Source organism: Ruegeria sp. CDSC042 (genome assembly GCF_059610745.1).
Genome location: NZ_JBXWOF010000014.1, coordinates 1 through 23,728, shown reverse-complemented (window position 1 = coordinate 23,728; position 23,728 = coordinate 1). Strand labels below are relative to the sequence as shown.

The window sequence follows — 23,728 nt, the reverse complement described above, 5'->3', positions numbered from 1 at the left end:
ACCCGACCTCAGCCATGCAAGGCTGGGGTTTGCGTGTTATTTTGTGATATGCACGGTAAAACTTGCAGCGCCTGTGCGAACCCGTTATAGAGCGCGCGTCGACAAGGCGATTTGAGCCATAAAACAATGAGACGAGCAGGGTCGGACCAACCGGCCCTCTTTGTTTTGCGGTATATGTCAGGTCGTCTGACCAATCCACTAAGACCGGCGGAGACAACCGCTCGGCCAGCAAAAACGTTATGTAAAGGAAAACACTGCCAGATGGCTGATACAACCATGGAGGAATTCGAAGCCCTCCTTAATGAAAGCTTCGAAATGGACACGCCCGAAGAGGGTTCTGTTGTCAAAGGTAAGGTTCTGGCGATCGAAGCCGGCCAAGCCATCATCGACGTCGGCTACAAAATGGAAGGCCGCGTTGATCTGAAAGAATTCGCAAATCCTGGCGAAGCCCCTGAAATCACTGTTGGTGACGAGGTTGAAGTTTACCTGCGCGCCGCAGAAAACGCCCGTGGCGAAGCTGTCATCTCACGTGAGATGGCCCGCCGTGAAGAGGCATGGGACCGTCTGGAAAAAGCATATGCCGACGACCAGCGCGTCGAAGGTGCAATCTTTGGTCGTGTCAAAGGTGGCTTCACCGTCGATCTGGGTGGTGCAGTTGCGTTCCTGCCCGGCTCGCAGGTTGACGTGCGCCCCGTACGCGACGCTGGCCCTCTGATGGGTCTGAAGCAGCCGTTCCAGATTCTGAAAATGGACCGTCGCCGTGGCAACATCGTTGTTTCGCGCCGCGCAATCCTGGAAGAATCGCGTGCCGAACAGCGCGCCGAGGTTATCGGCAACCTGACCGAAGGTCAGACCGTAGAAGGCGTGGTCAAGAACATCACCGAATACGGTGCGTTTGTTGACCTGGGCGGCGTTGACGGCCTGCTGCACGTCACCGACATGGCATGGCGCCGTGTGAACCACCCGTCCGAGATCCTGACGATCGGCGAGACCATCAACGTTCAGGTCATCAAGATCAACAAAGAGACCCACCGGATCAGCCTGGGCATGAAGCAGCTGCAGGAAGATCCGTGGGATCTGGTTGCAGCCAAGTATCCGCTGAGCTCGGTTCATCAGGGTCGCGTCACCAACATCACCGACTACGGCGCGTTCGTCGAGCTGGAAGCTGGTGTCGAAGGTCTGGTGCACGTGTCCGAGATGTCCTGGACCAAGAAAAACGTCCACCCCGGCAAGATTGTTTCGACCAGCCAGGAAGTCGACGTCATGGTTCTGGAAATCGATGGCGCCAAGCGTCGCGTGTCTCTGGGCCTGAAGCAGACTCAGCGCAACCCGTGGGAAGTGTTTGCAGAAACACACCCCGAGGGCACCGAAGTCGAAGGCGAAGTCAAGAACATCACCGAATTTGGTCTGTTCATTGGCCTCGAAGGCGACATCGACGGCATGGTTCACCTCAGCGATCTGTCCTGGGACGAGCGTGGCGAGGATGCCATCCAGAACTACCACAAGAACGACGTGGTACAGGCCGTTGTGTCTGAAGTGGATGTCGAGAAAGAGCGTATCTCGCTGTCGATCAAAGCCCTGGGCGGTGACAAGTTCGCCGAAGCTGTGGGCGGCGTGAAGCGTGGCTCGATCATCACCGTTGAGGTCACCGCGATCGAAGATGGCGGCATCGAGGTCGAGTACGAAGGTATGAAGTCGTTCATCCGTCGTTCCGACCTGAGCCGTGACCGTGCCGAACAGCGCCCCGAGCGTTTCTCGGTCGGTAACAAGGTCGACGTCCGCGTCACCAATGTCGACAGCAAGACCCGTCGTCTGGGTCTGTCGATCAAGGCACGTGAGATCGCCGAAGAGAAAGAGGCCGTGGAACAGTACGGTTCTTCTGACTCGGGCGCATCACTGGGCGATATCCTGGGTGCAGCGCTGAAGTCGGGCGACTAAGTCCGAGCCTCAGTCAAGCCGAATTTACGGCCCCGTGTGAAAGCGCGGGGCCGTTTTTGTTGCGAATCAACATGTTCGCATTTTCAGGCTAATTGAGGCTTAGGTTCATGCATTTGTCGGGCAAATTACATGAACTGGCAAAAATTCGCGTTACTTAACTGTAATTTTCAGCCTTTGCCCGCAGAGTTTACGTTCCCCCGAACCCAGTTTTTTCCTATACTGTTCAGAATAATAGGCATGGTTAACCGGTCGCCTGGGAGGGTAACGCACATGATCCGTTCAGAACTGATTCAGAAAATCGCCGACGAGAACCCGCATCTTTATCAGCGTGACGTCGAGCGAATCGTGAATACCGTGTTCGAAGAAGTAACGGATGCGATGGCGCGAGGGGATCGGGTTGAACTGAGAGGCTTCGGGGCGTTTTCAGTGAAACAGCGCGATGCCCGTGTGGGTCGTAACCCGCGCACCGGCGAAACTGTGCAGGTCGAAGAAAAATGTGTTCCGTTTTTCAAAACTGGCAAGTTGCTAAGGGACCGGTTGAACGGTAAAGCCTAGGCCATGATGCGCTACCTTCGATATGCTTTTCTCGCGGTCCTCGGGATCGTCTTGATTTCAGTCTCTCTGGCCAACCGCGAAGCGGTTGAGCTGACGCTTATTCCCTCGGCTATAGCCGATTTGCTTGGCTTCAATTTCAGCGCCTCGTTGCCGCTGTTCGTGGTGGTTCTGGGTGGCATCGTCGCTGGCCTGGTCATTGGCTTTCTTTGGGAATGGCTGCGCGAGCACAAGCACCGCCGCGATGCTACCGCCAGCAAAGGTGAAGTGCGCAAGCTTGAGCGTGAGGTCAAGAAGCTCAAGAAAGCGCAGAACGAAGGACAGGACGAAGTTCTCGCCCTGTTGGATGAGGCCAGCTGAGGCCCGGAATGTCGGATGTAGCGGTTAAAATCTGCGGCCTGACTGCACCAGATCACGTGCGCGCAGCAGCTGATGCGGGTGCACGGTATCTTGGTTTCAACTTCTTTCCGAAATCGCCTCGATATGTTTCGCCTCAACAGGCAGCAGCTTTGTTCGAGCATGTCCCCGTTGGGGTTGCAAAGGTCGCCTTGGTTGTGAACGCCACGGATGAGTTGTTGGACAGTATCACCGCAGTCGCCCCTTTTGACATGTTGCAGCTGCATGGCTCAGAATCTGTCGAGCGGGTGCAGGAAATCAAGGCGCGCTATGGGTTGCCTGTTATCAAGGTGGTTGGTGTTGCAGATGCCGAAGACCTGGCCGACATTGATACTTATTGCGATGTTGCCGATCAGTTGCTGATAGATGCCAAGGCGCCAAAGAGCTCGGTTCTGCCGGGTGGAAACGGGCTGGCGTTTGACTGGCGTTTGCTGGCTGGGCGCAAATACTGGCGCAAGCCCTGGATGCTGGCCGGTGGGTTGAACCCCGGCAATGTGGCCGAGGCCATCCGTATGACGGGCGCGCGTCAGGTCGATGTCGCCTCGGGCGTGGAAAGTGCACCGGGCATCAAGGATGCCGCGATGGTTCGTGCGTTTGTAGACGCTGCAATTCGGGCCGGCTGAGGTATCACATCTAAGGATTCCCATGTGCGTTTTGCCATGGCAAATCCCGCCGCTACCTCCTATGAACAACGGGTACGACGATGGAGACACCCATGGCCAACGATCTTTTCAATTCCTTCATGTCCGGCCCAGACGAGCAGGGCCGTTTCGGCATTTTCGGCGGGCGTTTTGTCAGCGAAACGCTGATGCCGCTGATCCTGGCGCTGGAAGAGGAATATGAAAAGGCCAAGGACGATGCCACATTTTGGGCCGAGATGGACGATCTGTGGGCCAACTATGTGGGACGCCCCTCGCCATTATATTATGCCGAACGCCTGACCGAGCATCTGGGTGGCGCCAAAATCTATCTGAAGCGCGATGAGCTGAACCACACCGGCGCGCACAAGATCAATAACGTATTGGGCCAGATCATTCTGGCGCGGCGCATGGGCAAGACCCGGATCATTGCCGAGACCGGCGCCGGACAGCATGGCGTGGCCACAGCCACCGTTTGCGCCAAGTTCGGTTTGAAATGCGTGGTCTATATGGGCGCGCATGATGTGCAGCGACAGGCCCCGAACGTGTTCCGCATGCGCCTGCTGGGGGCCGAAGTGATCCCTGTGACGTCAGGTCGTGGCACATTGAAAGACGCGATGAACGATGCGTTACGTGACTGGGTGACCAACGTGCGCGATACGTTTTATTGCATCGGTACAGTTGCTGGCCCGCACCCGTATCCGGCGATGGTGCGCGACTTTCAGTCGATCATCGGCAAGGAAGCAAAGGAACAGATGCACAAGGCCGAGGGCCGTTTACCCGACACGCTCATCGCCGCCATCGGTGGTGGATCGAACGCAATGGGTCTGTTCTATCCGTTCCTGGATAATAAATCCGTCAACATCATCGGTGTCGAAGCCGGTGGTAAGGGCGTGAACGACAAGATGGAACATTGCGCCTCGCTGACCGGCGGCCGCCCCGGTGTTCTGCATGGCAACCGCACCTATCTGCTGCAGGATGATGACGGGCAAATCCTCGAAGGATACTCGATCTCGGCTGGTCTGGATTACCCGGGCATTGGCCCTGAACATTCATGGCTGAATGATATCGGCCGCGCGCAATATGTGTCGATCACCGACAAAGAGGCGCTTGAGGCGTTCCAGCTTTGCTGTGCAACCGAAGGCATCATCCCGGCGCTTGAACCTAGCCATGCGCTGGCTCATGTGATGAAGATCGCGCCGGATCTGCCCAAGGATCACCTGATCTGCATGAATATGTGTGGACGTGGTGACAAGGATGTTCAGACCGTGGCGAAATATCTGAACTTCGACATGTCGGATACCGAAGGTCGCAGCGCCGATTGACCAGGCGGTAAAATTTGAAATTTCTGACAAAAGCTGTGTGCCTTTGAACGGTGTGCAGCTTTGGTTTCCAGCCTGCGGCTTTTCGAATGTTGCGCAGCTGGGTAATTTTGTTGCGCACCCGCCACAGGTGCATTTCCACCTCTCAGAATATCATTGAGCGAATCCTGCCTCTTCGCCTAAACCCGCCGTTACCGGTCAAAACGGGCCGGACCCTAGCGAGCAGAGGTGATCACTCTCTCGGTGCGGACGGCGCTGCCGAAACCGTATGCCAGGGCCGAAACCGGGGATTGGTACATGCTTTGTAGCTCAGGTGGAAGAGCGGCAGATGGCAAATCTGTGAGCGAAGGTTCGACTCCTTCCAAAGCTCCAAATGTAGCTCATTCTGGTTAGAGCAATCGACTGTTAATCGATGTGTAGCGGGTTCGAGTCCCGCCATTTGAACAAACGCTGTTAGGTCAGCACCGGCCTTCAACGCCGGTCCGTGAAAACGGTCCAAATCATTAAGGTCCGGGTGTTCCCCAGCAGGGGTGGCACCGCGCTACGTCAGGCTTTGGCCGGGCGGGGCAGGGGTCTTCGCTGCTCTGGTCTTGGGCCGGAGGGCAGATGACGGTGTCGCCGGATTGACGCCCCGCTTGATCCCTTGGGAACAGGCGGCGCATTGGTCCCGCGCCCCTCTCTCTGACCCTCTCGCAAAAGGGCACGGCGCGGGGGATGCCCGGTCTTTCACAGCCTTTATCCGAAGGCTTCACACCTGTCACCCAATCGGGGTGCAACCCACTGAAAACATGAAAAGGAGTTCGCTTTTGCGACGACGATAGAGCGAGACGAAAAGGAGAAATGAAATGACACTATTCCAAGATCTGATCGACCGGCTGACTGGTCATCAACGGCTGACCCTGACCGAGACCCAGCGGGTGCTGGTTTTGCGCAAGGGGGTAATTGACACCATCCTCGGCCCCGGGAAACACCGGCTGCCACGCAGGGATGTGCTGACCGAGCTGCACGATCTGGAGGCTCTCTTTTTCGTGTCGCCCTATGAGCGGGCGCTGATGCAGAACCGGCCCGAACTGGCCGAGGCGCACCTGACCGAGTTTCGGGCAGGGCCCAACGAGGTTCTGGTTCTGCTTCGGGATGGCGTGCCCGCTCGAGTGCTGATTCCCGAAGTACGGGCGCTAGTTTGGAAGGATGCCGGCCCCTGGGCCGTTGAGCAACACGCGCTGACCGAGTCCATGGTTGTGCACAAAGCAGTCGCGCAGCGGCTGGTTCGGGTGGGGCTGCAGATGCACCTGACGCGGGTCGAGATTGCCGAAGGGCATGTCGGTTTGCTGACGGTGGATGGCGTGCTGGTGGATCGGCTGAACCCCGGCGCTCATGCCTTCTGGAAGGTGGGCCGGAACGTCGAGGTCAAGCAGATCGACCTGCGGCAACGAACCCATGAGGTAACGGGTCAAGAGATACTGACCAAGGACCGGGTGACCATCCGGGTCAACCTCAGCGCCGATTACCGGGTCGTCGATCCGGTCAAGGCGATGGGGGCGGTGAAGGATTTTGATCAGGCCCTGCACCGGGCCCTGCAACTGGCGTTCCGGAAGACCCTTGGGTCGATGACGCTTGACCGGCTAATTGCCGAGAAGGTGGGCGTTGACACCGAGGCTGCGGATCGGGTGCGGACACAAATGGCCGGGATCGGCATCGAAGTGGGTGAGATCGCGTTGAAAGACGTCATCCTGCCCGGCGAGATGCGCGAAATCCTGACCGCCGTGGTCGCTGCCGAGAAACAGGCCGAGGCCAACGTCATCCGGCGGAGGGAAGAAACCAACGCCACGCGGTCTTTGCTGAACACCGCGAAAGTGATGGCGGAAAACCCGGTGATGCTGCGACTGAAAGAGCTGGAAGCGCTGGAAACCATCGCCGGCAAGGTCGAGCGGCTGACGGTTCATAACGGAACCGAGGGTCTGATGTCTGACCTTGTGAAATTGCGGGATTGATCCCGAATAAGGACTGGTCCGGGTGATCCCGGGCCGGTCTGCCTAGTCCTGAACCGCGTGTTGGTTGAGAATGCGCAGAGGCACGATGTCCAGCGCTTGTTGATGTGTCGCCTCAAGATGAACCTTGGGCGCGCATCCTTCGTCATGGGCTTGCAGGAAGCGACCCGCACATAGACACCAGCTGTCACCGGCACGCAGCCCGGGAAAATTAAACTCGGGGCGCGGCGTGCTGAGGTCATTGCCGACATATTTCGAATAGGCCAGAAACTCGACTGTCATTACCGCGCAAACCGTGTGGCTGCCCTGATCCTCGGGGCAGGTATTGCAGGCGCCATCGCGAAAGAACCCGGTCAGCGGATCGCGGGAGCAAGGGGCGAGCACGCCCCCCAGAACATTTATGCTTTCCTGTTTCTGCATAAGAGCATCTTACAGGCTTTGCGCAATCTTGCGGAACATTTCTATGTTGATCTCATTCACGCCAGGGTCTCGAAACTTGCGATCGGCTCCGGTGGACACGATCAGCACCCCGCGCGGCTGGTCGAAATAGATATACTGACCATAGACGCCGCGGGCCATGAACTCGCCCTCATGCGCGCCCACGGGAATCCACCACTGATATCCATAGCCGATCTTGCCCGATGCGGTCGGGGCACTGGGCAGGACCGAAGCGGCGATCCATTCGGCCGGTACCAGTTGCTGCCCATCATGAACCCCGTTTTGCAGGATCATCTGACCGAAACGCGCATAGTCGCGGGTGGTGAAATTCAAGCCCCCCAGAACAAAGGCAACTCCGGCCCCGTCGGTCACGTAATAGCCATCCCGCTCCAACCCAAGCGGCTGCACAATGCGCTCTGTAAGCAGTTCGGCTACGCTGCGACCGGTTGCTCCTCGGACCACCATACCGATAACATGGGTGTCGATTGACACGTATTTCCAGGTTTCTCCAGGTGTTGCGAAACTGTCCTGCAGCGAGGCGGCAAAATCGTCCAGTTCTCGGCCTAAGGCGACCACTCGACCCATCCGGTTGATGTCAGAATTGTAATCCAGATAATCCTCGTTGAAGGTCACACCGCTGGCCATGTTCAACACGTTGCGGATCGTCGTACCATCATAGGCCGTGCCTTGCAGTTTGGGTACGTATTGCACGACAGGATCGTCCAATGAGGCGATTGCGCCTTCGTCCAGCAATATGCCGAACAATGCAGAAAGATAGCTTTTGGCAACCGACCACGAAATGCGTCGATCGTCTGGTGTGGTGCCCAGATAGTATTCCTCAAACCGGATCTGCCCGCCCTGCATCACAAGCAAGGATGTGACCGACCGGTCTTCGATCCATTGATCCGTGCCTGCTGGCAGGTCAAACCCGGGCCCGTAAGGCAATTCCCATGTGGCCCCATCCCCGCGCGGCAAGTTGACGGTTTTGAAAGCTGCATCCATATGCGAGAAATTGTGAACGATCTTTTCGGGGGAAAACAATGAGTTCACCGCCATCAAGCGTTGAATTTCCTCGCGTTTCCAGAACCCGACAACGGCGGCTGCCAGCACAAGCATCAGCGCGATACGCAGCACCCATTTAAACAAAGCTCTCATTTGTCGCCTCCCATGATTGCCGGTATTGGAGCCTGCCCGGGAACATTCCGCAATCCGGACGTAGGGGCAACGGCAAAGGGCGCTATTTGAACTTGTCCATCAGCTTCTGCATGGCTGACCTGCTGTCCTCGGCGGGTTCGGTAATGGTCTGGGCCGTTGGTTTTGGGTGCTCGGACGGTGACTTGGACGAACGCGGCGGTGCCGTTCGCTGGGCAACAGCGTTCATGAACTTACCGCCATCGCCATTAGCCAGGTGCCCTGCGCCATCTGCAACGCCGCGCAGGACATCTTCCAACCAGTCGCTGTCAGCCTTTGCGAAATCGCCCAAGACATATGGCGAAACCAATTCTTTCCGCCCGGGATGACCGATCCCAAGGCGCACCCGATCATAGGCTGGGCTGATATGTTCGTGGATCGACCGAAGCCCGTTATGACCGGCATGGCCTCCGCCTGCCTTGACGCGGACCTTACCCGGCGCCAGATCCAATTCATCATGTAGGACAGTGACGTCGGTCGAATCCAACTTGTAAAATCGCATGGCCTCGCCCACCGATTGACCGGACCGGTTCATGAAGGTCTGAGGCTTGATAAGCAAAACCTTTTCTTGACCAAGCCGCCCTTCGGCGATTTCGGCCTGAAATTTGGATTTCCAAGGACCAAAGCCGCAATCCTCGGCGATCCGGTCAACGGCCATAAAGCCAATATTGTGCCGGTTTCGAGCATATTTTGATCCGGGATTTCCCAGGCCGACAAACAGCTTCATCGTCATGTCCTTGTCTCAAGCGCGATATCGCAACTGGTTGATGGCACGGATTGGGGCCGATTTTCCAGCCCAACGGGCAAAAGAAAACGGGACCCCAATGGGGCCCCGTCACAAAAACCGAAACTTTGGGTCGGGCCTTATTCTTCTTCGCTTCCGACGACTTCGACTTCATCGGGTGCAACATCACCCTCTTCGCCCTCTTCGTCATCGCTTGTGGCCAGGCCGGTTGGGGCCGAGATGTTGGCGATCACAAAGTCACGGTCGATGGTCGGCTTGGTGCCAGCAGGCAGATCGACCGACGAGATGGTGACAACGTCGTTGATGTTCAGACCGGTCAGATCAACGGTGATCTTCTCAGGAATCTCACCAGCGGTACACATCAGCTCGACCTCAGGACGGACAACGGTCAGAACGCCGCCTTTCTTGATGCCGGGGGCCTCTTCCTCGTTGATGAAATCAACCGGAATAAACAGTGCGATCTTGGTGGTCCGACGCAGGCGCATCAGGTCCAGGTGGGTCGGCAGGTCTTTGACAACGTCACGCTGAACGTCGCGGCAGATGACGCGAACGTCTTCCTGGCCTTCAACCTTCAGGTTCCACAATGTCGACTTGAACCGGCCCGCTTTCAGGCGCTTGAACAGTTCGTTGAACGGGATCTGGATCGGCAGCGGCTCTTTGTCGCCACCAAAAACAATGCCCGGAACCATGCCGTCGCGGCGTGCCTGACGAGCGGCGCCCTTGCCTGTCCCCGTCCGTTCCAGAGCTACGAGATCAGGAATCTCTCCAGCCATGATATTTCTCCAATGTTAGGGCGGGTATCCTCCAAGGCTGTATACCCGCGTGAAGCCGCGTCCTTAGCTTGATTCATTGAGTTTGGAAAGGGGTTTTTGCAGCTCGTCTATTTTACGAGGCTCCGTCTCGCGCTCCGAAGTATTTTCGGCCAGATGGAGCAGGGAATCCTTACTTCAACTGGCTCTAAATATCTCGGGGGAGGCGGCCAATCGGCGACAAGGACAGAGCCCCCATGCGCGCGATCAATCTGTCCAGCTCCCTCCGAAGTCTTTCGGGACAAGCAAATTGTGCCGGCCCAGATCGCTCACATTGCGTTCACCGCAAAGTGCCATGGTCGTATCAAGTTCTTTCTGAATGATCTCAAGTGCCGTGGTCACGCCTTTCTGGCCCATTGCGCCAAGACCGTAAACAAAGGCGCGCCCGATAAAGGTGCCCTTCGCGCCAAGTGCCAGTGCTTTCAGAACGTCCTGGCCAGATCGGATGCCACTGTCCAGATGCACTTCGATGTCGTTCCCGACAGCGTCCATAATCTCGGGCAGGACACGAATGGAACTGAGCGCCCCGTCCAACTGGCGTCCGCCGTGGTTTGAAACCACGATGGCATCGGCGCCCAGCTTGGCGGCCATCTTGGCATCCTCGGAATCCAGGATACCTTTGAGGATCACCTTGCCGCCCCATTGGTTCATCAGCTTTTCAACCTTGCCCCAATCCAGGCTGGGGTCGAATTGTTCCGCCGTCCATGTGCCCAGCGATCTTGTATCAGTGATATTATCAACATGGCCAACAATATTGCCGAAGTTCCGCCGTTTGGCGCCTAACATTTCGATGCCCCAGGTCCATTTTGTCATCAGATTGGCGATGGTCTTGGGCGTCAGCTTTGGCGGCGCGGACAGACCATTCTTTAGGTCCTTGTGGCGCTGCCCGAGTATTTGCAAGTCCAGGGTGATCACAAGGGCCGAACATTTTGCATCCTTGGCGCGTTGGATCAGCCGAGAGACATAGTCCTGATCCTTCATGGTGTAGAGTTGGAACCAGAAGGGCGCAGTGGTGTTCTCGGCCACCTCCTCGATAGAATTGATTGACATCGTGGACAGGGTAAAGGGGACGCCAAAAGCCTCGGCTGCTTTGGCGGCTTTGATCTCACCATCCGCGTGCTGCATGCCGGTCAGACCAACGGGGGCAAGGGCAACAGGCATGGTAACATCCTGTCCGATCATCTGCGACGCCGTCGTGCGCCCGGTCATATCAACCGCTACTCGCTGGCGCAGGCGGATATCTTCGAAATCCGAGCTGTTGTCGCGAAAGGTCTGCTCGGTCCAGCTGCCGCTTTCGGCATAGTCAAAGAACATGCGCGGGACGCGTCGTTCATAGATGTGTTTGAGGTCTTGGATATTGGTGATGACGGGCATGAGATGCGGCTTTCGAAAGATTGGTCCTTTTTCTTTACCAATTTTTCGAAAGCCTCGCAACGCCACGTTTCTGTGCGCAACGTTAGGTGCAATAGAAAAACCGCAGCCGGGTTGCGCCGACTGCGGTCAAGATTGCGAAACCGGTCGTTGGATCAGGCCGAATGTGCCCCATCTGCCAGCGATTTGACAAAATCCAGAACTTCACCAACCGACTTCCCGGCGGCGATCTGGCTGACAATGGCCGAGCCGACCACAGCGCCATCGGCAACAGTTGCGATTGCCCGCGATTTTTCCGGGGTATTGATTCCAAAGCCCACGATCACTGGCAAATCCGTGGCGGATTTGATCCGAGAGACCTCGGGGCCTACATTCGTGGCCTGGGCTTCGGCTGCACCTGTGATCCCCGTGATCGAGACGTAATACACAAATCCCGAAGTGTTCTGAAGAACGCGCGGAAGCCGTTTGTCATCCGTTGTCGGCGTGGCGAGGCGGATAAAATTCAATCCAGCCGCCTGTGCAGGCAGACAAAGTTCGTCATCTTCTTCGGGAGGCAGGTCAACGACGATCAGGCCGTCGATGCCAGCCTCAGTAGCGTCCGCCAGAAACCTTTCCACACCGCGGCTGTAGATGGGATTGTAATACCCCATTAGCACAATAGGCGTTGTATCATCCGTTTCCCGAAAAGCACGTGCAAGATCCAGTGTGCGTTGCAGGGTCATCCCGCCCTCTAGGGCGCGTTGTCCTGCTGCCTGGATGGTCGGACCATCCGCCATTGGGTCGGTGAACGGCAGCCCAAGTTCGATCACGTCGACACCGGCACCGGGCAAGCCCCTGACGATCTCAAGCGAGGTGTCGAAATCGGGGTCACCGGCCATGATGTAGGATACGAAGGCCTTTTTGCCCTCGGCCTTGAGGGCGGCGAACTTGGCGTCGATACGGGTCATCTGCGGTCCTTGCATACGGATTTGAACCTGATGTGCAGAAACTTTGCACGGAAATCAATCCCGCCGCGCCAGATTGCTTCAGAACCCGTAGTGATAACGCATGAACACTGAGTTGACGCCGGGATTGAAACTGTCCGTGCTCGCGTTCGAATTATGGGTGATGGCCAGCGAGAGCTTGTTTCCGTTTTCCAGGGCATATCCAATTCCGAAAAGGCTGCGGATCTGGAAATTTCCGCCGAGATCATTGTCATCATTTGAGGCGTTGTAGTAGCCAGGCATCACGCTGGCCTCTGCGAACCACCGGTCAGAGATCGTATAGAGACCGACCAAACCGGCGCCAATATGCGTGTCGGCATCTGCATCCACCGTCAGAGCCACACCCCAGCCAGCACTGAGGCTCGTGGCTTCGTGAAACGGGCTGTGCTGATATTCCAGTGACACGACCGCCTGATCATTGCTGCTGGTGTGGGTGAAATCCGCATATCCTGCTCCCAATACGATGGACTGCCCGTGTGCCATGGTCGTGGTGGCCAGCAAAGTGCTCATTAAGAAAAGTGTTTTCATCTCAGTACTTCTTGGTTTTCTCAACTCCCTGTCAGTTGGTGACGTGGCAGTGGCAGAATCAAGTATTCGAAGTACACGTTTGATTAACAGATAAGTGATGTTGCAACTGGGACTCGACCTGTTACCGCCGTCCGGGTTGCGCATTTGCCCGGACGTGAATAGAAGACGCCGTCGTATCGCTTCAGGAGGCCGAGATGGGCTTTAAAATGGGAATCGTGGGTTTGCCGAATGTGGGCAAGTCGACTCTCTTCAATGCGCTGACTAAGACAGCGGCTGCTCAGGCGGCGAATTTCCCGTTCTGCACCATTGAACCCAATGTGGGTGATGTGGCCGTGCCCGATGACCGGCTGGACAAGCTGGCGGCGATTGCAAGTTCAAAGCAGATCATCCCGACGCGAATGACGTTTGTGGATATCGCGGGCCTGGTAAAGGGCGCGTCAAAGGGCGAGGGGTTGGGCAACCAGTTTCTGGCCAACATCCGTGAGACTGACGCCATCGCTCATGTGTTGCGCTGCTTCGAAGATGGTGATGTGACCCATGTCGATGGCCGCGTTGATCCAGTGGCTGATGCCGACACGATCGAGACCGAGTTGATGTTGGCCGATCTGGAAAGTATCGAAAAGCGTCGTGCCAATCTGGTGCGCAAGCTGAAGGGCAACGACAAAGAGGCACAGCAACAGGAACGTTTGCTTGCCGAAGCGCAGGCCATGCTGGAAGACGGCAAACCCGCGCGTCTGGTCGAAGTTAGCGACGAAGACGACAAGGCGTGGAAAATGCTGCAACTGCTGACCACCAAACCGGTTCTCTATGTCTGCAACGTCTCGGAAGAAGAGGCCGCCGAGGGCAATGAATATTCAGCCCGTGTGGCTGAAATGGCCGCAGCGCAAGGCAACTCGCACGTCATTATCAGTGCCAAGATCGAAGAAGAGATTAGCCTGCTGGAAGAGGACGAAGCGCAGATGTTCCTCGAGGAAATGGGGCTGGAAGAGCCCGGTCTCGACCGTCTGATTCGCGCAGGCTACGACCTGCTGAAGCTGGAAACCTATTTCACCGTCGGCCCGAAAGAGGCCCGCGCCTGGACCATCCGCACCGGCACCGCCGCGCCGCAGGCAGCTGGCGTCATCCATGGCGATTTCGAAAAGGGTTTCATCCGTGCTGAAACGATCGCGTATGACGACTATGTTTCGGCAAATGGAGAGCAGGGCGCCAAAGAGGCAGGCAAGATGCGCGCCGAAGGCAAGGGCTATGTCGTCAAGGATGGCGATGTGATGCACTTCTTGTTTAATACTTAAGCGCCTTGGCATTGCGAACTGCAGAAAAGTCAGATGCCTCCAGTATCGCTGCCATCTCGATTGAGGTTTGGATCGGAACCTACCTCAAACATGGTGTCAGTGGGATTTTTGCAGATTTCGCCTTGTCGGAATTCACGCTAGGCAAAATCCTAGGACAGATTCAAAACCCGGATGAATTAGTTCTGGTGTCCGACAATAATCAGGGGATTGACGGGTTCATCCGTGTTTCCCCTGCACGCAGCGCCCCTGTTTCCGGGTGGTGGGGCATGGAGATATCGACATTCTACGTCCAGCCGCGCCATCACGGAAAAGGCATCGGAAGTCGTCTTTTGGCAGCCGCGCTGGAACATTGCCGGGATCAGGGGGCAGATTTGGTCTGGCTGATGACCAATGCTGAAAACGCCTCGGCCATCAAGTTCTATCTGGCCAAGGGTTTCGAGTTCATTGGAGAGACCCACTTTCAGATCGACGATCAGAAGTATTTGAACAACGTCTATGCGTTGCACTTTTCCTGATCAGGGAATGAGGCCTCTTTCCAGACCAAATATTTTGGAAGATGGTCTTCTTTCCCCCTGCTTCAAGCGTTCATGCGCTTTGTGGCATCTTCCAGAATGAGGTCCGCGCCGCGCGCGGCCAGCATCATCACAGGCGCATTGGTGTTGCCTGAGGTGATGCTCGGAAAAGAGGACGCGTCGACCACCCTAAGGCCTGCCACCCCATGCACCCGCAGTCGAGAATCCAGAACTGAATCCTGTTCCGATGTCCCCATGCGACATGTACAGCTTGGATGAAATATAGTTCCGGCGTTGGCGCGGAAATTCTCTAACATCTGGTCGTCATTCATCCGCGTAACATCTGGTTCTATCCTGGTCCGCGTAACACTGCGGATCGCCTCAGTCTGCGCCAGTTTCTGTAACACCCGACCCGCTTTGATAGCCATGTCGCAGTCATGGTTTGTGGAGAGAGAGTTCGGTTGGATGGCGGGTGCATCCATGGGATCTGCCGAACGGATGTTGATCTCCCCTCTGCTTGTCGGCCTGCAGGGCTGGGCGCACAGAAGAAAGCCTGCTTCGGTATCAACGCCCGGCTGTCCTTTGGTGTCGGTCTTATAGGACATCGGATTGCAATAGATTTGCATATCAGCAAATTCGGCGGTTTCGTCCGAACGCACAAAGCCGCTGACCTGGTTGACGGGGACGCTGAGTGGCCCGCTGCGGGTCAACAGATAACGAATACCGGACAACATCTGTCCCAACCGATTGCCTAGCGTATTATTCAATGTCGGCTCGGTCGCATGAAAGAAATGGGATATGCCAAGATGATCCTGCAATCCCTGTCCAACCTGCGACAGGTTATGGCGCACTTTGATGCCGTGCTTTTTCAACAGGTTCGCAGGCCCGATCCCCGAAAGCTGCAAGAGCTGTGGCGAGTTTACGGCTCCGGCAGATAGGATAACTTCACGGGTCGCCATGGCCTCGGCCATTTGACCCCCAACGTGATAGCGGACACCGGTGGCTTTGCCCTGATCCAGAATGACGTTCTGCACCAGAGCATTGGATACCACCCGCAGATTGCTGCGTTTCAGCGCAGGGCGCAGGAACGCAGCAGCGGATGACCAGCGGCGGCCGTTTTTGACGGTGCTGCGCAGGTTCATCATCCCTTCGGCGTCCTGACCGTTCAGATTGTCCGAAACATGCCAGCCCATCTGCCGTGAGGCCTCCAGGAAGTGGCGGGAAAACGGGTGCATGCCCTTGCTGACATCGCTGACCACAAGGGGGCCGCCCTCGGGCGAATGCGTTTGGCCTCTTTCGACATGGGTCTCGATCGCCTCATAGGTCTGGCGCACGGTCTGCCAGTTCCAACCGTCGGCACCTGCCTTGGCCCAGTCGTCAAAATCATGCGAGAGGCCGCGCAGATAGGCCATGGCGTTGATCGAGCTTGATCCGCCAATAACCCGCCCGCGCGGCCAATAGGCCTGACGGTTGTTCAACCCGGGATCAGCCTGGGCCGAGTAACACCAGTTCACCTTGGGATCGTTGAAGGTTTTGCCGTATCCCAGCGGTACATTGATCCAGAAACGGCGATCGGTTCCACCGGCTTCTATCAGCAATACTTTATGGCTGCCACACGCGCTCAGCTTGTTTGCCAGCACGCAGCCGGCAGATCCGGCGCCCACGATGATATAGTCGAAGGTCTGCGTCATCTCGAACCGTTCTGGGTAATTGGCCCCATGATTTGCACGCAATGATTGTCAATACAAACAATGTATATTACCCATTAGGCATAATTTACATTGAAGGTAAGAAATGGCGAAACTGCCCCATGTCACCTGGTTGCGGGCTTTTGAAGTTGCCGCGCGTCACAACAGTTTCTCTGCGGCAGCAGAAGAGCTGGGGCTGACATCAGCCGCCGTCAGTCAACAGATACGGTTGTTAGAGAAGCATCTAAACGTATCCCTGTTCGAACGCTTGCCGCGCGGGGTTGCCCTGACCGAAATCGGGCGGGCCTATGCGATGCCGGTTCAAAAGACGTTCTCCGAGTTAAGAGACGCAACCAGCGGCCTTTTCACCAATTCCCGCAGGCGGGTGGTCAAAATACGGGCCTCCATCTCATGTGCGGGGCTGGTAATCGCACCAAGACTGGCTGAGTTTGAAGACCTGCACCCCGACATCAAAGTGGACCTCTCCACCTTCGTCTGGGCGAACCGGTTTGGAGAGGAAGAAAGCGATATTGATATCCGGTTCGGCTATGGTGACTGGGATGACGGGATCGTCTCGCATCTGGGCCATGAATGTGCGGTGCCGGTCTGCCATCCCGATTATGCGGCATCTTTTGGCGCAGATCTGAGCATTCAAAATCTGGCTCAGGGCCGGGTCGTTACAATCAAAGGGTCCGAGAATGACTGGATGAGATTGTCCGATCAATACACGCTCAATTTGGGCGCGCCCTCCAGAACGCTTCGAATGGATTCGTCACTTTTGGCCCTGCAGGCCGTCACGGCGGAGCAGGGCGCGGCCATGGTATTAGAGAGCTTTGCCCATGAGTACATTAAGCAGGGTTTGCTGGTGGCACCCTTTGATTACCGTCTACCCATTCAGCCTTCGCACTATCTGGTTAAGCGCAAAGGCGCTGAAGACCGCATCGAGGTACAGGTTTTCGCAAGTTGGGTGACGTCACTCTATTAGCGGGCTATTCCAGCGATACCCATAGCACACGGGCATCTTCGGTACTGGTTGAAATACAGCCGTGCCCCATTCCACTGTCATAATAGAGCGAGTCCCCGGCTTTCATCGGCAGCGGACGGTAGTGTTCCGACACAAAAGTCAGCTCTCCGCTGAGGACAAACATGAACTCTTCTCCAGAATGGCGAATCCAGTTATCAAATTCGGAAATGTCGCGCGCCTTGATTGTCGCGATATAGGGCAGCATCCGTTTGCTGGTCAGCTCTGAACACAGCAACTCATGGATATATGTGGAGGTGTCCTTGATCTCACCGTCGCCCTTGGGCGTATAATCGCGACGGCCTGATATACCCGATTGACCGGACTGTAGAAATAGCTGCGGTGTACTGAGGTCAAGCGCCTGTGTGAGCCGCCGAACAATATCAAAGCTGGGCTTTGTCTGGTTGTTTTCGATTTTTGACAGGGTTGATCGACCGATCCCGGCAGCACGACCGGCTTCTTCCAATGTCCAGCCTTTTGCACGGCGCGCGTCGCGGATCGAGCGGCCCAGAGCCATACCCTCGTCCTGATCGTCCATTCCGGAAACATCCGTTAAATTCTCTTCCGCCACGTGAAATCCCCCTGTTTTATCGATGCTTGCATAATTTCCAATCAAAATCAAATTCACCATTGTAAGAAAAATGTTGCCTTAAGGATGAAAATTCCACTATAGGAAACAAAGTTTCGCAATTTGGATTCGGAACCGTGGGAGGAGACCATGTTTAAAACGTCGCTGGCTGAGGCCGATCCGGTAATCTCTGCGTCGATTTCCCGTGAGGGTGCCCGTCAGGCGGATCAGATCGAACTGATCGCATCTGAAAACATCGTCTCGCAGGCGGTGATTGATGCGCAGGGGTCTGTGCTGACCAACAAATACGCCGAAGGGTATCCCGGTCGCCGGTATTACGGTGGCTGCGAATATGTCGACGAGGTCGAATCCGAAGCTATCGAGCGGTTGAAGAAACTGTTTGGGTGCGAATACGCAAACGTACAACCTCATTCCGGTGCTCAGGCGAATGGAGCGGTCAAGCTGGCGCTGCTTAGCCCCGGTGACACGATATTGGGAATGTCGCTGGATGCTGGCGGGCACCTGACCCACGGCGCGAAACCCGCGCAATCGGGCAAATGGTTCCGTCCGGTGCAATACGGTCTGAACGATGCCGGGCTGATTGATTATGATCAGGTCGAGGCATTGGCAGAAGCTGAGAAGCCCAAGCTGATCATCGCGGGCGCATCGGCCTATTCGCAGAAAATCGACTTTGCGCGCTTTCGGGCAATCGCTGACAAGGTTGGGGCCTGGCTGCTGGCAGATATGGCGCATATCGCGGGGCTGGTGGCGACTGGGCTGCATCCGTCGCCTGTTGGGCACGCTCATGTGGTGACGTCGACCACTCATAAGACCCTACGTGGACCACGCGGCGGGATCATCCTGACCAATGATGAAACACTGGCCAAAAAGATCAACTCGGCTGTGTTTCCGGGTCTGCAGGGTGGCCCGCTGATGCATGTGATCGCGGGCAAGGCCGTAGCCTTTGGTGAAGCTTTGAAGCCTGAGTTCAAAACCTACATGCAGCGCGTAGTCGACAGCGCGGCGGCTTTGGCGAATGTGATGATGGCGCGAGGCTGTGACATCGTTTCTGGCGGAACCGAGAACCATCTGATGTTGGTCGATCTGCGCCCCATCGGCGTGACCGGCAAAGATGCCGAAGCCGCGCTTGAGCGTGCAGGTTTTACTTGCAACAAAAACAGTGTTCCCGGCGATCCGCAAAAGCCAACGATTACCAGTGGTATTCGTCTGGGCACCGCTGCCGGATGCAGCCGTGGATTTGGCCCCGAAGAGTTTACGACGATCGGTCATCTGATTGGCAACGTGCTGGACGCTTTGGCTCAGTCTTCTGACGGGGATGCGACCGTCGAAAAAGAAACTCGTGAAAAAGTCCGCGCCCTGTGCGCGAGCCATCCGATCTATTGAGGTTAAATAATGAGCACCTATGACCTGATCGTTATTGGCGGTGGCCCCGGCGGATATGTAGCGGCCATTCGTGCCGCTCAGCTGGGCATGAATGTCGCTTGCGTCGAGGGGCGGGGTGCTCTTGGCGGGACCTGTCTGAATGTGGGGTGCATACCCTCCAAAGCGTTGCTGACCTCCTCGGCCAAATATGCCGAGATCAGCCATCTCTCCTCCCATGGCATTGAGGTCGAGGGGGCCAGCATCGACATCGGCGCGATGATGGGGCGCAAGGACAAGATCGTTGGTGACCTGACCAAAGGGATCGGATTCCTGTTCAAAAAGAACGGTATCGACCTGATCGAAGGTTGGGCCAGTATTCCGGCTGCAGGGCAGGTTCAGGTCGGCGACACGATCCATGAGGCAAAGAACATCCTGATCGCCACCGGGTCCGAGCCCACCTCGCTGCCGGGGATTGAGATTGACGAGCAAGATATCCTCAGCTCAACCGGGGCGATTGCGCTGGACACCGTGCCGGATCATCTGGTGGTGATCGGTGCCGGTGTCATCGGATTGGAACTGGGTCAGGTCTGGGCGCGTCTGGGTGCCAAAGTCACGGTGGTTGAATATCTCGACCGTGTTCTGCCCGGCATTGATGGAGAGATCGCCAAGCTGGCACAGCGCGCCCTGTCAAAGCGCGGGCTGAAATTCCAACTGGGCAGGGCGTTGAAATCGGTCGGGAAAACCGACGCGGGCCTGTCCCTGATCGTGGACCGAGTTGGCAAGGACAAGGAAGAAGTGATCGAGGCCGACAAGGTCCTGATCGCTGTAGGCCGCCGCCCTGTGACGCGCGGACTGGGGTTGGAAGATCTGGGCGTTGCCATCAACCAACGCGGTTTTATCGAGGTCGATGGAGCGTTCCAGACCTCGGTGCCCGGTATCTATGCGATTGGTGATTGTGTGCCCGGACCTATGCTGGCGCATAAGGCCGAAGAAGACGGCGTCGCCTGTGTCGAAATCCTGGCCGGTCAGGCCGGGCATGTGGATTACAACACCGTTCCGGGCGTGGTTTACACCGACCCCGAGGTCGCCTCGGTCGGTTTGACCGAGGAGGCGCTGAAAGAGGCTGGCACTGACTACGCGGTCGGCAAGTTCGCCTTCATGGCCAATTCTCGGGCGCGTTCGACCGGTGAAACGGATGGTGCGGTCAAGGTTCTGGCTGGCGATGACGGTCAAATCCTGGGCGCGCATATCTGCGGCGCGCATGGCGGCGACCTGATTGCCGAGCTGGTTCTGGCCATGACCAAAGGCGCAACAGTTGCTGAAGTTGCCGCAACCTGTCATGCGCACCCTGCCATGGGCGAGGCGGTCAAAGAGGCCTGCCTTGACGCCCTGGGCCGTGCGATTCACGCTTAACGAGGATCAGCCAGATGACCATCCAGCTTCGCCCTCGCCACCCGGAAAAAGCCAAAAAGGCTGACAGTGTCATTCCGCGTAAACCGAAATGGATTCGGAAGAAACGGGTTGAGAGTGCAGAATATTACGAAACCCGCCGCCTGATGCGTGACCATAATCTGGCTACCGTTTGCGAAGAGGCTGCTTGCCCAAATATCGGCGAATGCTGGTCCAAGCGCCACGCCACCATGATGATCATGGGCGAGGTCTGTACCCGTGGCTGTTCCTTCTGCAACGTTGCCACTGGCCGCCCCGACGCTCTGGACCAGTTCGAACCCGGCCGTGTGGCCGTTGCGGTGAAAAAGCTGGGCCTGCGTCATGTCGTGATCACCTCGGTTGACCGGGATGATCTGGCTGATGGCGGCGCTGAACATATTGCCCAAACCATCCGTGCTGTGCGCCACCAGAATCCCGGCACAACGGTAGAAGTTCTGACCCCCGACTTTCTGGGCAAAGGGGACGCGGCCGATCTGGTATTTGCGGCCGCCCCCGACGTATTCAATCACAATCTCGAAACGGTTCCGCATCTGTATCCCACGGTGCGTCCGGGCGCGCGGTATTACACTTCGCTGCGTCTGTTGGACGATGCCAAGCGCGCCAACCCCGAGATCTTTACCAAATCCGGCCTGATGGTCGGGCTGGGTGAAAGCCTTGGCGATGTGCGGCAGGTGATGGATGACCTGCGCGCCGCGAATGTTGATTTTCTGACAGTGGGGCAATACCTGCAGCCGACCGCAAAACATCACCCGATTGACCGGTTCTGGACACCGGAAGAATTCGCCCAGCTTGAGCAGATCGCACGCTCAAAGGGCTTTCTGCACGTGTCAGCCACGCCGCTGACCCGTTCGTCGTTCCACGCGGACGAAGACTTTGCCGCCCTCAAGCAAGCTCGCCAACGGGCGATTGCTGCCGGGGCATAATCCAAACGCGCTAGGGAGGAATACCATGGAAGCGTTAAATTCAATCGTAGGGGCCATCAATGGCGTCGTGTGGGGGCCGCTGATGCTGGTCCTCATTCTTGGCGTTGGCTTCTTCCTGCAGGTGGGGCTGAAATTCATGCCGATCCTGCGTATCGGCACGGGCTTTAAGCTGCTGTTCGCCGGTCGAGAAAGTCAGGGCGATGGGCAGATCAGCCCGTTCAACGCACTGATGACGTCGCTGTCGGCGACAATCGGTACGGGTAACATCGCCGGTGTGGCTACTGCTGTCTTCCTGGGCGGTCCGGGCGCTTTGTTCTGGATGTGGATGACCGCCCTGGTGGGCATGGCCACCAAATATGCCGAGGCTGTTCTGGCGGTGAAATACCGTGAGAAGGACGAGCTGGGCAACTTTGTCGGTGGTCCGATGTACTACATCAAGAACGGTCTGGGTGCGAAATGGGCCTGGCTGGGTGTTGCATTTGCCCTGTTCGGCGCAGTTGCAGCCTTTGGTATCGGCAACGGTGTGCAAGCCAATGGTGTTGCACAGGTTCTCGAAGCCAATTTCGGCCTGAATACTTCGGTCACCGGTATCGTGCTGATGGTCCTGACCGCAGCCGTAATCCTAGGCGGTATCACTCGTATCGGCGCTGTTGCCGGTAAGCTGGTTCCGTTAATGGCGATTGCCTATATCACTGCCGGTCTCATCGTGCTGCTGATCAACATCGGTGAAATCGGCAACGCTCTGTCGCTGGTCTTTACCCATGCCTTCACACCCTCGGCCGCCGAAGGTGGTTTCGCGGGCGCCGCCGTTTGGGCCGCCATCCGCTTTGGTGTGGCGCGCGGTGTCTTCTCGAACGAAGCCGGTCTGGGTTCCGCCCCGATCGCGCACGCAGCAGCCGAAACCAAAGGTCCGGTAAACCAGGGCCTGATCGCGATGCTGGGAACGTTCATCGACACTATCATCGTCTGCTCGATCACCGGTTTGGCAATCATCGCCTCAGGTGCGTGGACCACGGGTGAATCCGGTGCCGCGTTGACTTCGGCCGCCTTCGAAATGTCGTTGCCGGGCATTGGTGGCTATCTGATCGCCATTGCGCTGTCGATCTTTGCCTTTACCACCATCCTCGGTTGGTCGTTCTATGGCGAAAAATGCGTCGAGTTCCTGTTGGGTGTGAAATCTTTGGTGCCATACCGCGTCTTGTGGATTATCATGATCTACTTCGGCGCAACCGCGGATCTGGGCTTTATCTGGCTGCTTGCAGATACGCTGAACGCCATGATGGCTATCCCGAACCTGATCGCCTTGGCATTGCTGAGCCCAATCGTCTTCAAATTGACGAAAGAGTTCTTTGCCTCCGGTGGCAAATCCGAAGAACCGGGCGGCACGCCTGCCGAATAAACCGGGCACTGAAAACCTACGGGGGGCCATTCCGGCCCCCCGACTTGAAACAGTATTCCTATCTCGAGGAGAGGCGTGATGGCCACGAAAATCCTGCTGCCGATTGATCACTCTGACGACCGTTCCTGGAAACAGGCATTGCCGGTCGCATTGGAACAGGCGAAATTCTACGGTGCCGAACTGCACGCGGTCGCCGTCATCCCCGAGATCATCCAGCTTCCGAACCTGCCTGCCAATTATGGCGCGGGTGCCAGAGAACATGTGCGTAACGCGGTTCAGACCATTTTGGACAATTGTGGCGCTGCTGGCGTAGCTGTCCATGTCCAAGAGGGCAGCGTCTATCGCGAAATTCTGAAGCTTGCTCATAAAGAGGGCTTCGACCTGATCGTCATGGCGTCGACCAAGGGCGATTTCCCGAATTATGAAATTGGTCCGAACCTGGCACGCGTGGTGCGCAATGCGCATTGCACCGTCATGGTAGTTCGTGACCAGTCCCGCTGATCGAAAGGTACCTGAAATGACGGATATTAAGCGCACGCCTTTGCATGGTTTGCATGTTGAGTTGGGTGGGAAGTTGGTTGATTTTGCGGGCTG

23 protein-coding genes and 1 tRNA gene are annotated in these 23,728 nt (G+C 56.8%); 15 read left to right on the top strand and 9 right to left on the bottom strand.

The window, feature by feature from the left end:
- The first annotated feature begins 261 nt into the window (after positions 1–261).
- The 7 genes from rpsA (at position 262) to AC2FHX_RS20040 (ending at position 6,837) form a co-directional block, all read left to right on the top strand.
- Positions 262–1,938, top strand: a complete 1,677-nt coding sequence (gene rpsA / locus AC2FHX_RS20070) for a 30S ribosomal protein S1 (RefSeq protein WP_142639449.1) — start codon at positions 262–264, stop codon at positions 1,936–1,938.
- Positions 1,939–2,208: 270 nt separating this feature from the next.
- On the top strand, positions 2,209–2,493 hold the full coding sequence (gene ihfB, locus AC2FHX_RS20065) for an integration host factor subunit beta (RefSeq protein ID WP_037310872.1): 285 nt from the start codon (positions 2,209–2,211) through the stop codon (positions 2,491–2,493).
- Positions 2,494–2,499: 6 nt separating this feature from the next.
- Positions 2,500–2,850, top strand: coding sequence for a lipopolysaccharide assembly protein LapA domain-containing protein (locus AC2FHX_RS20060; RefSeq protein WP_271951622.1), 351 nt, complete (start codon positions 2,500–2,502; stop codon positions 2,848–2,850).
- Positions 2,851–2,858: 8 nt separating this feature from the next.
- Entirely contained in the window at positions 2,859–3,509 is a 651-nt protein-coding gene (locus AC2FHX_RS20055; RefSeq protein WP_496703554.1) for a phosphoribosylanthranilate isomerase, read from the top strand.
- A 92-nt stretch (positions 3,510–3,601) separates the two neighbouring features.
- A complete protein-coding gene (gene trpB / locus AC2FHX_RS20050; RefSeq protein WP_496703555.1) occupies positions 3,602–4,849 on the top strand; it encodes a tryptophan synthase subunit beta in 1,248 nt (415 codons plus the stop codon).
- A 366-nt stretch (positions 4,850–5,215) separates the two neighbouring features.
- Positions 5,216–5,290, top strand: a tRNA-Asn gene (locus tag AC2FHX_RS20045).
- Between the two features lie 401 nt (positions 5,291–5,691).
- Positions 5,692–6,837: a slipin family protein gene (locus tag AC2FHX_RS20040; protein WP_496703557.1), complete on the top strand. Its 1,146-nt coding sequence runs from the start codon at positions 5,692–5,694 to the stop codon at positions 6,835–6,837.
- A gap of 42 nt (positions 6,838–6,879) precedes the next feature.
- On the opposite strand, the gene AC2FHX_RS20035 is transcribed toward AC2FHX_RS20040, so the two are convergent.
- The 7 genes from AC2FHX_RS20035 to AC2FHX_RS20005 form a co-directional block, all read right to left on the bottom strand.
- Complete coding sequence (locus AC2FHX_RS20035) at positions 6,880–7,254, bottom strand: DUF2237 family protein (protein WP_496703559.1); 375 nt, start codon at positions 7,252–7,254, stop codon at positions 6,880–6,882.
- 9 nt (positions 7,255–7,263) lie between these two features.
- Positions 7,264–8,427: a serine hydrolase domain-containing protein gene (locus AC2FHX_RS20030; RefSeq protein ID WP_496703561.1), complete on the bottom strand. Its 1,164-nt coding sequence runs from the start codon at positions 8,425–8,427 to the stop codon at positions 7,264–7,266.
- Positions 8,428–8,509: 82 nt separating this feature from the next.
- A complete protein-coding gene (gene pth / locus AC2FHX_RS20025) occupies positions 8,510–9,190 on the bottom strand; it encodes an aminoacyl-tRNA hydrolase (RefSeq protein ID WP_496703580.1) in 681 nt (226 codons plus the stop codon).
- Between the two features lie 137 nt (positions 9,191–9,327).
- On the bottom strand, positions 9,328–9,981 hold the full coding sequence (locus AC2FHX_RS20020) for a 50S ribosomal protein L25/general stress protein Ctc (protein WP_142639464.1): 654 nt from the start codon (positions 9,979–9,981) through the stop codon (positions 9,328–9,330).
- Between the two features lie 243 nt (positions 9,982–10,224).
- Entirely contained in the window at positions 10,225–11,391 is a 1,167-nt protein-coding gene (locus AC2FHX_RS20015) for an alpha-hydroxy acid oxidase (RefSeq protein ID WP_282022282.1), read from the bottom strand.
- Between the two features lie 152 nt (positions 11,392–11,543).
- A complete protein-coding gene (gene trpA / locus AC2FHX_RS20010) occupies positions 11,544–12,335 on the bottom strand; it encodes a tryptophan synthase subunit alpha (protein WP_142639469.1) in 792 nt (263 codons plus the stop codon).
- Between the two features lie 78 nt (positions 12,336–12,413).
- Complete coding sequence (locus tag AC2FHX_RS20005; protein WP_496703563.1) at positions 12,414–12,899, bottom strand: acyloxyacyl hydrolase; 486 nt, start codon at positions 12,897–12,899, stop codon at positions 12,414–12,416.
- Between the two features lie 194 nt (positions 12,900–13,093).
- Here AC2FHX_RS20005 and ychF point away from each other — a divergent pair, with 194 nt between their 5' ends.
- Both ychF and AC2FHX_RS19995 read left to right on the top strand, forming a co-directional pair.
- The gene (gene ychF / locus AC2FHX_RS20000; RefSeq protein WP_281995894.1) at positions 13,094–14,191 is read left to right on the top strand and encodes a redox-regulated ATPase YchF; all 1,098 of its coding nucleotides are present in this window, start codon (positions 13,094–13,096) and stop codon (positions 14,189–14,191) included.
- 11 nt (positions 14,192–14,202) lie between these two features.
- Positions 14,203–14,706, top strand: coding sequence for a GNAT family N-acetyltransferase (locus AC2FHX_RS19995; protein ID WP_496703565.1), 504 nt, complete (start codon positions 14,203–14,205; stop codon positions 14,704–14,706).
- A gap of 62 nt (positions 14,707–14,768) precedes the next feature.
- Here the strand turns inward: AC2FHX_RS19995 and AC2FHX_RS19990 are convergent, their stop codons facing one another.
- Positions 14,769–16,394, bottom strand: coding sequence for a GMC family oxidoreductase (locus tag AC2FHX_RS19990; protein WP_496703567.1), 1,626 nt, complete (start codon positions 16,392–16,394; stop codon positions 14,769–14,771).
- 103 nt (positions 16,395–16,497) lie between these two features.
- Between AC2FHX_RS19990 and AC2FHX_RS19985 the strand changes: the two genes are divergently transcribed.
- Entirely contained in the window at positions 16,498–17,376 is an 879-nt protein-coding gene (locus tag AC2FHX_RS19985) for a LysR substrate-binding domain-containing protein (protein ID WP_496692959.1), read from the top strand.
- Between the two features lie 4 nt (positions 17,377–17,380).
- Here the strand turns inward: AC2FHX_RS19985 and AC2FHX_RS19980 are convergent, their stop codons facing one another.
- Positions 17,381–17,950 carry a helix-turn-helix domain-containing protein gene (locus tag AC2FHX_RS19980; protein WP_282022285.1) on the bottom strand — a complete coding sequence of 190 codons (570 nt, stop codon included), beginning with the start codon at positions 17,948–17,950 and terminating at the stop codon, positions 17,381–17,383.
- A gap of 180 nt (positions 17,951–18,130) precedes the next feature.
- Here AC2FHX_RS19980 and glyA point away from each other — a divergent pair, with 180 nt between their 5' ends.
- The 5 genes from glyA (at position 18,131) to AC2FHX_RS19955 (ending at position 23,635) form a co-directional block, all read left to right on the top strand.
- Positions 18,131–19,384, top strand: coding sequence for a serine hydroxymethyltransferase (glyA, locus tag AC2FHX_RS19975; protein WP_496692960.1), 1,254 nt, complete (start codon positions 18,131–18,133; stop codon positions 19,382–19,384).
- Positions 19,385–19,393: 9 nt separating this feature from the next.
- Positions 19,394–20,776, top strand: coding sequence for a dihydrolipoyl dehydrogenase (gene lpdA / locus AC2FHX_RS19970; RefSeq protein WP_496692961.1), 1,383 nt, complete (start codon positions 19,394–19,396; stop codon positions 20,774–20,776).
- Positions 20,777–20,790: 14 nt separating this feature from the next.
- Positions 20,791–21,735: a lipoyl synthase gene (gene lipA / locus AC2FHX_RS19965; protein WP_281995889.1), complete on the top strand. Its 945-nt coding sequence runs from the start codon at positions 20,791–20,793 to the stop codon at positions 21,733–21,735.
- Positions 21,736–21,760: 25 nt separating this feature from the next.
- On the top strand, positions 21,761–23,134 hold the full coding sequence (locus AC2FHX_RS19960) for an alanine/glycine:cation symporter family protein (RefSeq protein ID WP_496703570.1): 1,374 nt from the start codon (positions 21,761–21,763) through the stop codon (positions 23,132–23,134).
- Between the two features lie 78 nt (positions 23,135–23,212).
- A complete protein-coding gene (locus tag AC2FHX_RS19955; protein ID WP_496703572.1) occupies positions 23,213–23,635 on the top strand; it encodes a universal stress protein in 423 nt (140 codons plus the stop codon).
- The last annotated feature ends 93 nt before the right edge of the window (positions 23,636–23,728 follow it).

Bases quoted from the DNA above. Each gene is read 5' to 3' on its own strand.
- rpsA (WP_142639449.1), top strand. From the start codon at position 262: ATGGCTGATACAACCATGGAGGAATTCGAAGCCCTCCTTAATGAAAGC.
- ihfB (WP_037310872.1), top strand. From the start codon at position 2,209: ATGATCCGTTCAGAACTGATTCAGAAAATCGCCGACGAGAACCCGCAT.
- AC2FHX_RS20060 (WP_271951622.1), top strand. From the start codon at position 2,500: ATGCGCTACCTTCGATATGCTTTTCTCGCGGTCCTCGGGATCGTCTTG.
- AC2FHX_RS20055 (WP_496703554.1), top strand. From the start codon at position 2,859: ATGTCGGATGTAGCGGTTAAAATCTGCGGCCTGACTGCACCAGATCAC.
- trpB (WP_496703555.1), top strand. From the start codon at position 3,602: ATGGCCAACGATCTTTTCAATTCCTTCATGTCCGGCCCAGACGAGCAG.
- AC2FHX_RS20040 (WP_496703557.1), top strand. From the start codon at position 5,692: ATGACACTATTCCAAGATCTGATCGACCGGCTGACTGGTCATCAACGG.
- AC2FHX_RS20035 (WP_496703559.1), bottom strand. From the start codon at position 7,254: ATGCAGAAACAGGAAAGCATAAATGTTCTGGGGGGCGTGCTCGCCCCT.
- AC2FHX_RS20030 (WP_496703561.1), bottom strand. From the start codon at position 8,427: ATGAGAGCTTTGTTTAAATGGGTGCTGCGTATCGCGCTGATGCTTGTG.
- pth (WP_496703580.1), bottom strand. From the start codon at position 9,190: ATGAAGCTGTTTGTCGGCCTGGGAAATCCCGGATCAAAATATGCTCGA.
- AC2FHX_RS20020 (WP_142639464.1), bottom strand. From the start codon at position 9,981: ATGGCTGGAGAGATTCCTGATCTCGTAGCTCTGGAACGGACGGGGACA.
- AC2FHX_RS20015 (WP_282022282.1), bottom strand. From the start codon at position 11,391: ATGCCCGTCATCACCAATATCCAAGACCTCAAACACATCTATGAACGA.
- trpA (WP_142639469.1), bottom strand. From the start codon at position 12,335: ATGACCCGTATCGACGCCAAGTTCGCCGCCCTCAAGGCCGAGGGCAAA.
- AC2FHX_RS20005 (WP_496703563.1), bottom strand. From the start codon at position 12,899: ATGAAAACACTTTTCTTAATGAGCACTTTGCTGGCCACCACGACCATG.
- ychF (WP_281995894.1), top strand. From the start codon at position 13,094: ATGGGCTTTAAAATGGGAATCGTGGGTTTGCCGAATGTGGGCAAGTCG.
- AC2FHX_RS19990 (WP_496703567.1), bottom strand. From the start codon at position 16,394: ATGACGCAGACCTTCGACTATATCATCGTGGGCGCCGGATCTGCCGGC.
- AC2FHX_RS19985 (WP_496692959.1), top strand. From the start codon at position 16,498: ATGGCGAAACTGCCCCATGTCACCTGGTTGCGGGCTTTTGAAGTTGCC.
- AC2FHX_RS19980 (WP_282022285.1), bottom strand. From the start codon at position 17,950: ATGGACGATCAGGACGAGGGTATGGCTCTGGGCCGCTCGATCCGCGAC.
- glyA (WP_496692960.1), top strand. From the start codon at position 18,131: ATGTTTAAAACGTCGCTGGCTGAGGCCGATCCGGTAATCTCTGCGTCG.
- lpdA (WP_496692961.1), top strand. From the start codon at position 19,394: ATGAGCACCTATGACCTGATCGTTATTGGCGGTGGCCCCGGCGGATAT.
- lipA (WP_281995889.1), top strand. From the start codon at position 20,791: ATGACCATCCAGCTTCGCCCTCGCCACCCGGAAAAAGCCAAAAAGGCT.
- AC2FHX_RS19960 (WP_496703570.1), top strand. From the start codon at position 21,761: ATGGAAGCGTTAAATTCAATCGTAGGGGCCATCAATGGCGTCGTGTGG.
- AC2FHX_RS19955 (WP_496703572.1), top strand. From the start codon at position 23,213: ATGGCCACGAAAATCCTGCTGCCGATTGATCACTCTGACGACCGTTCC.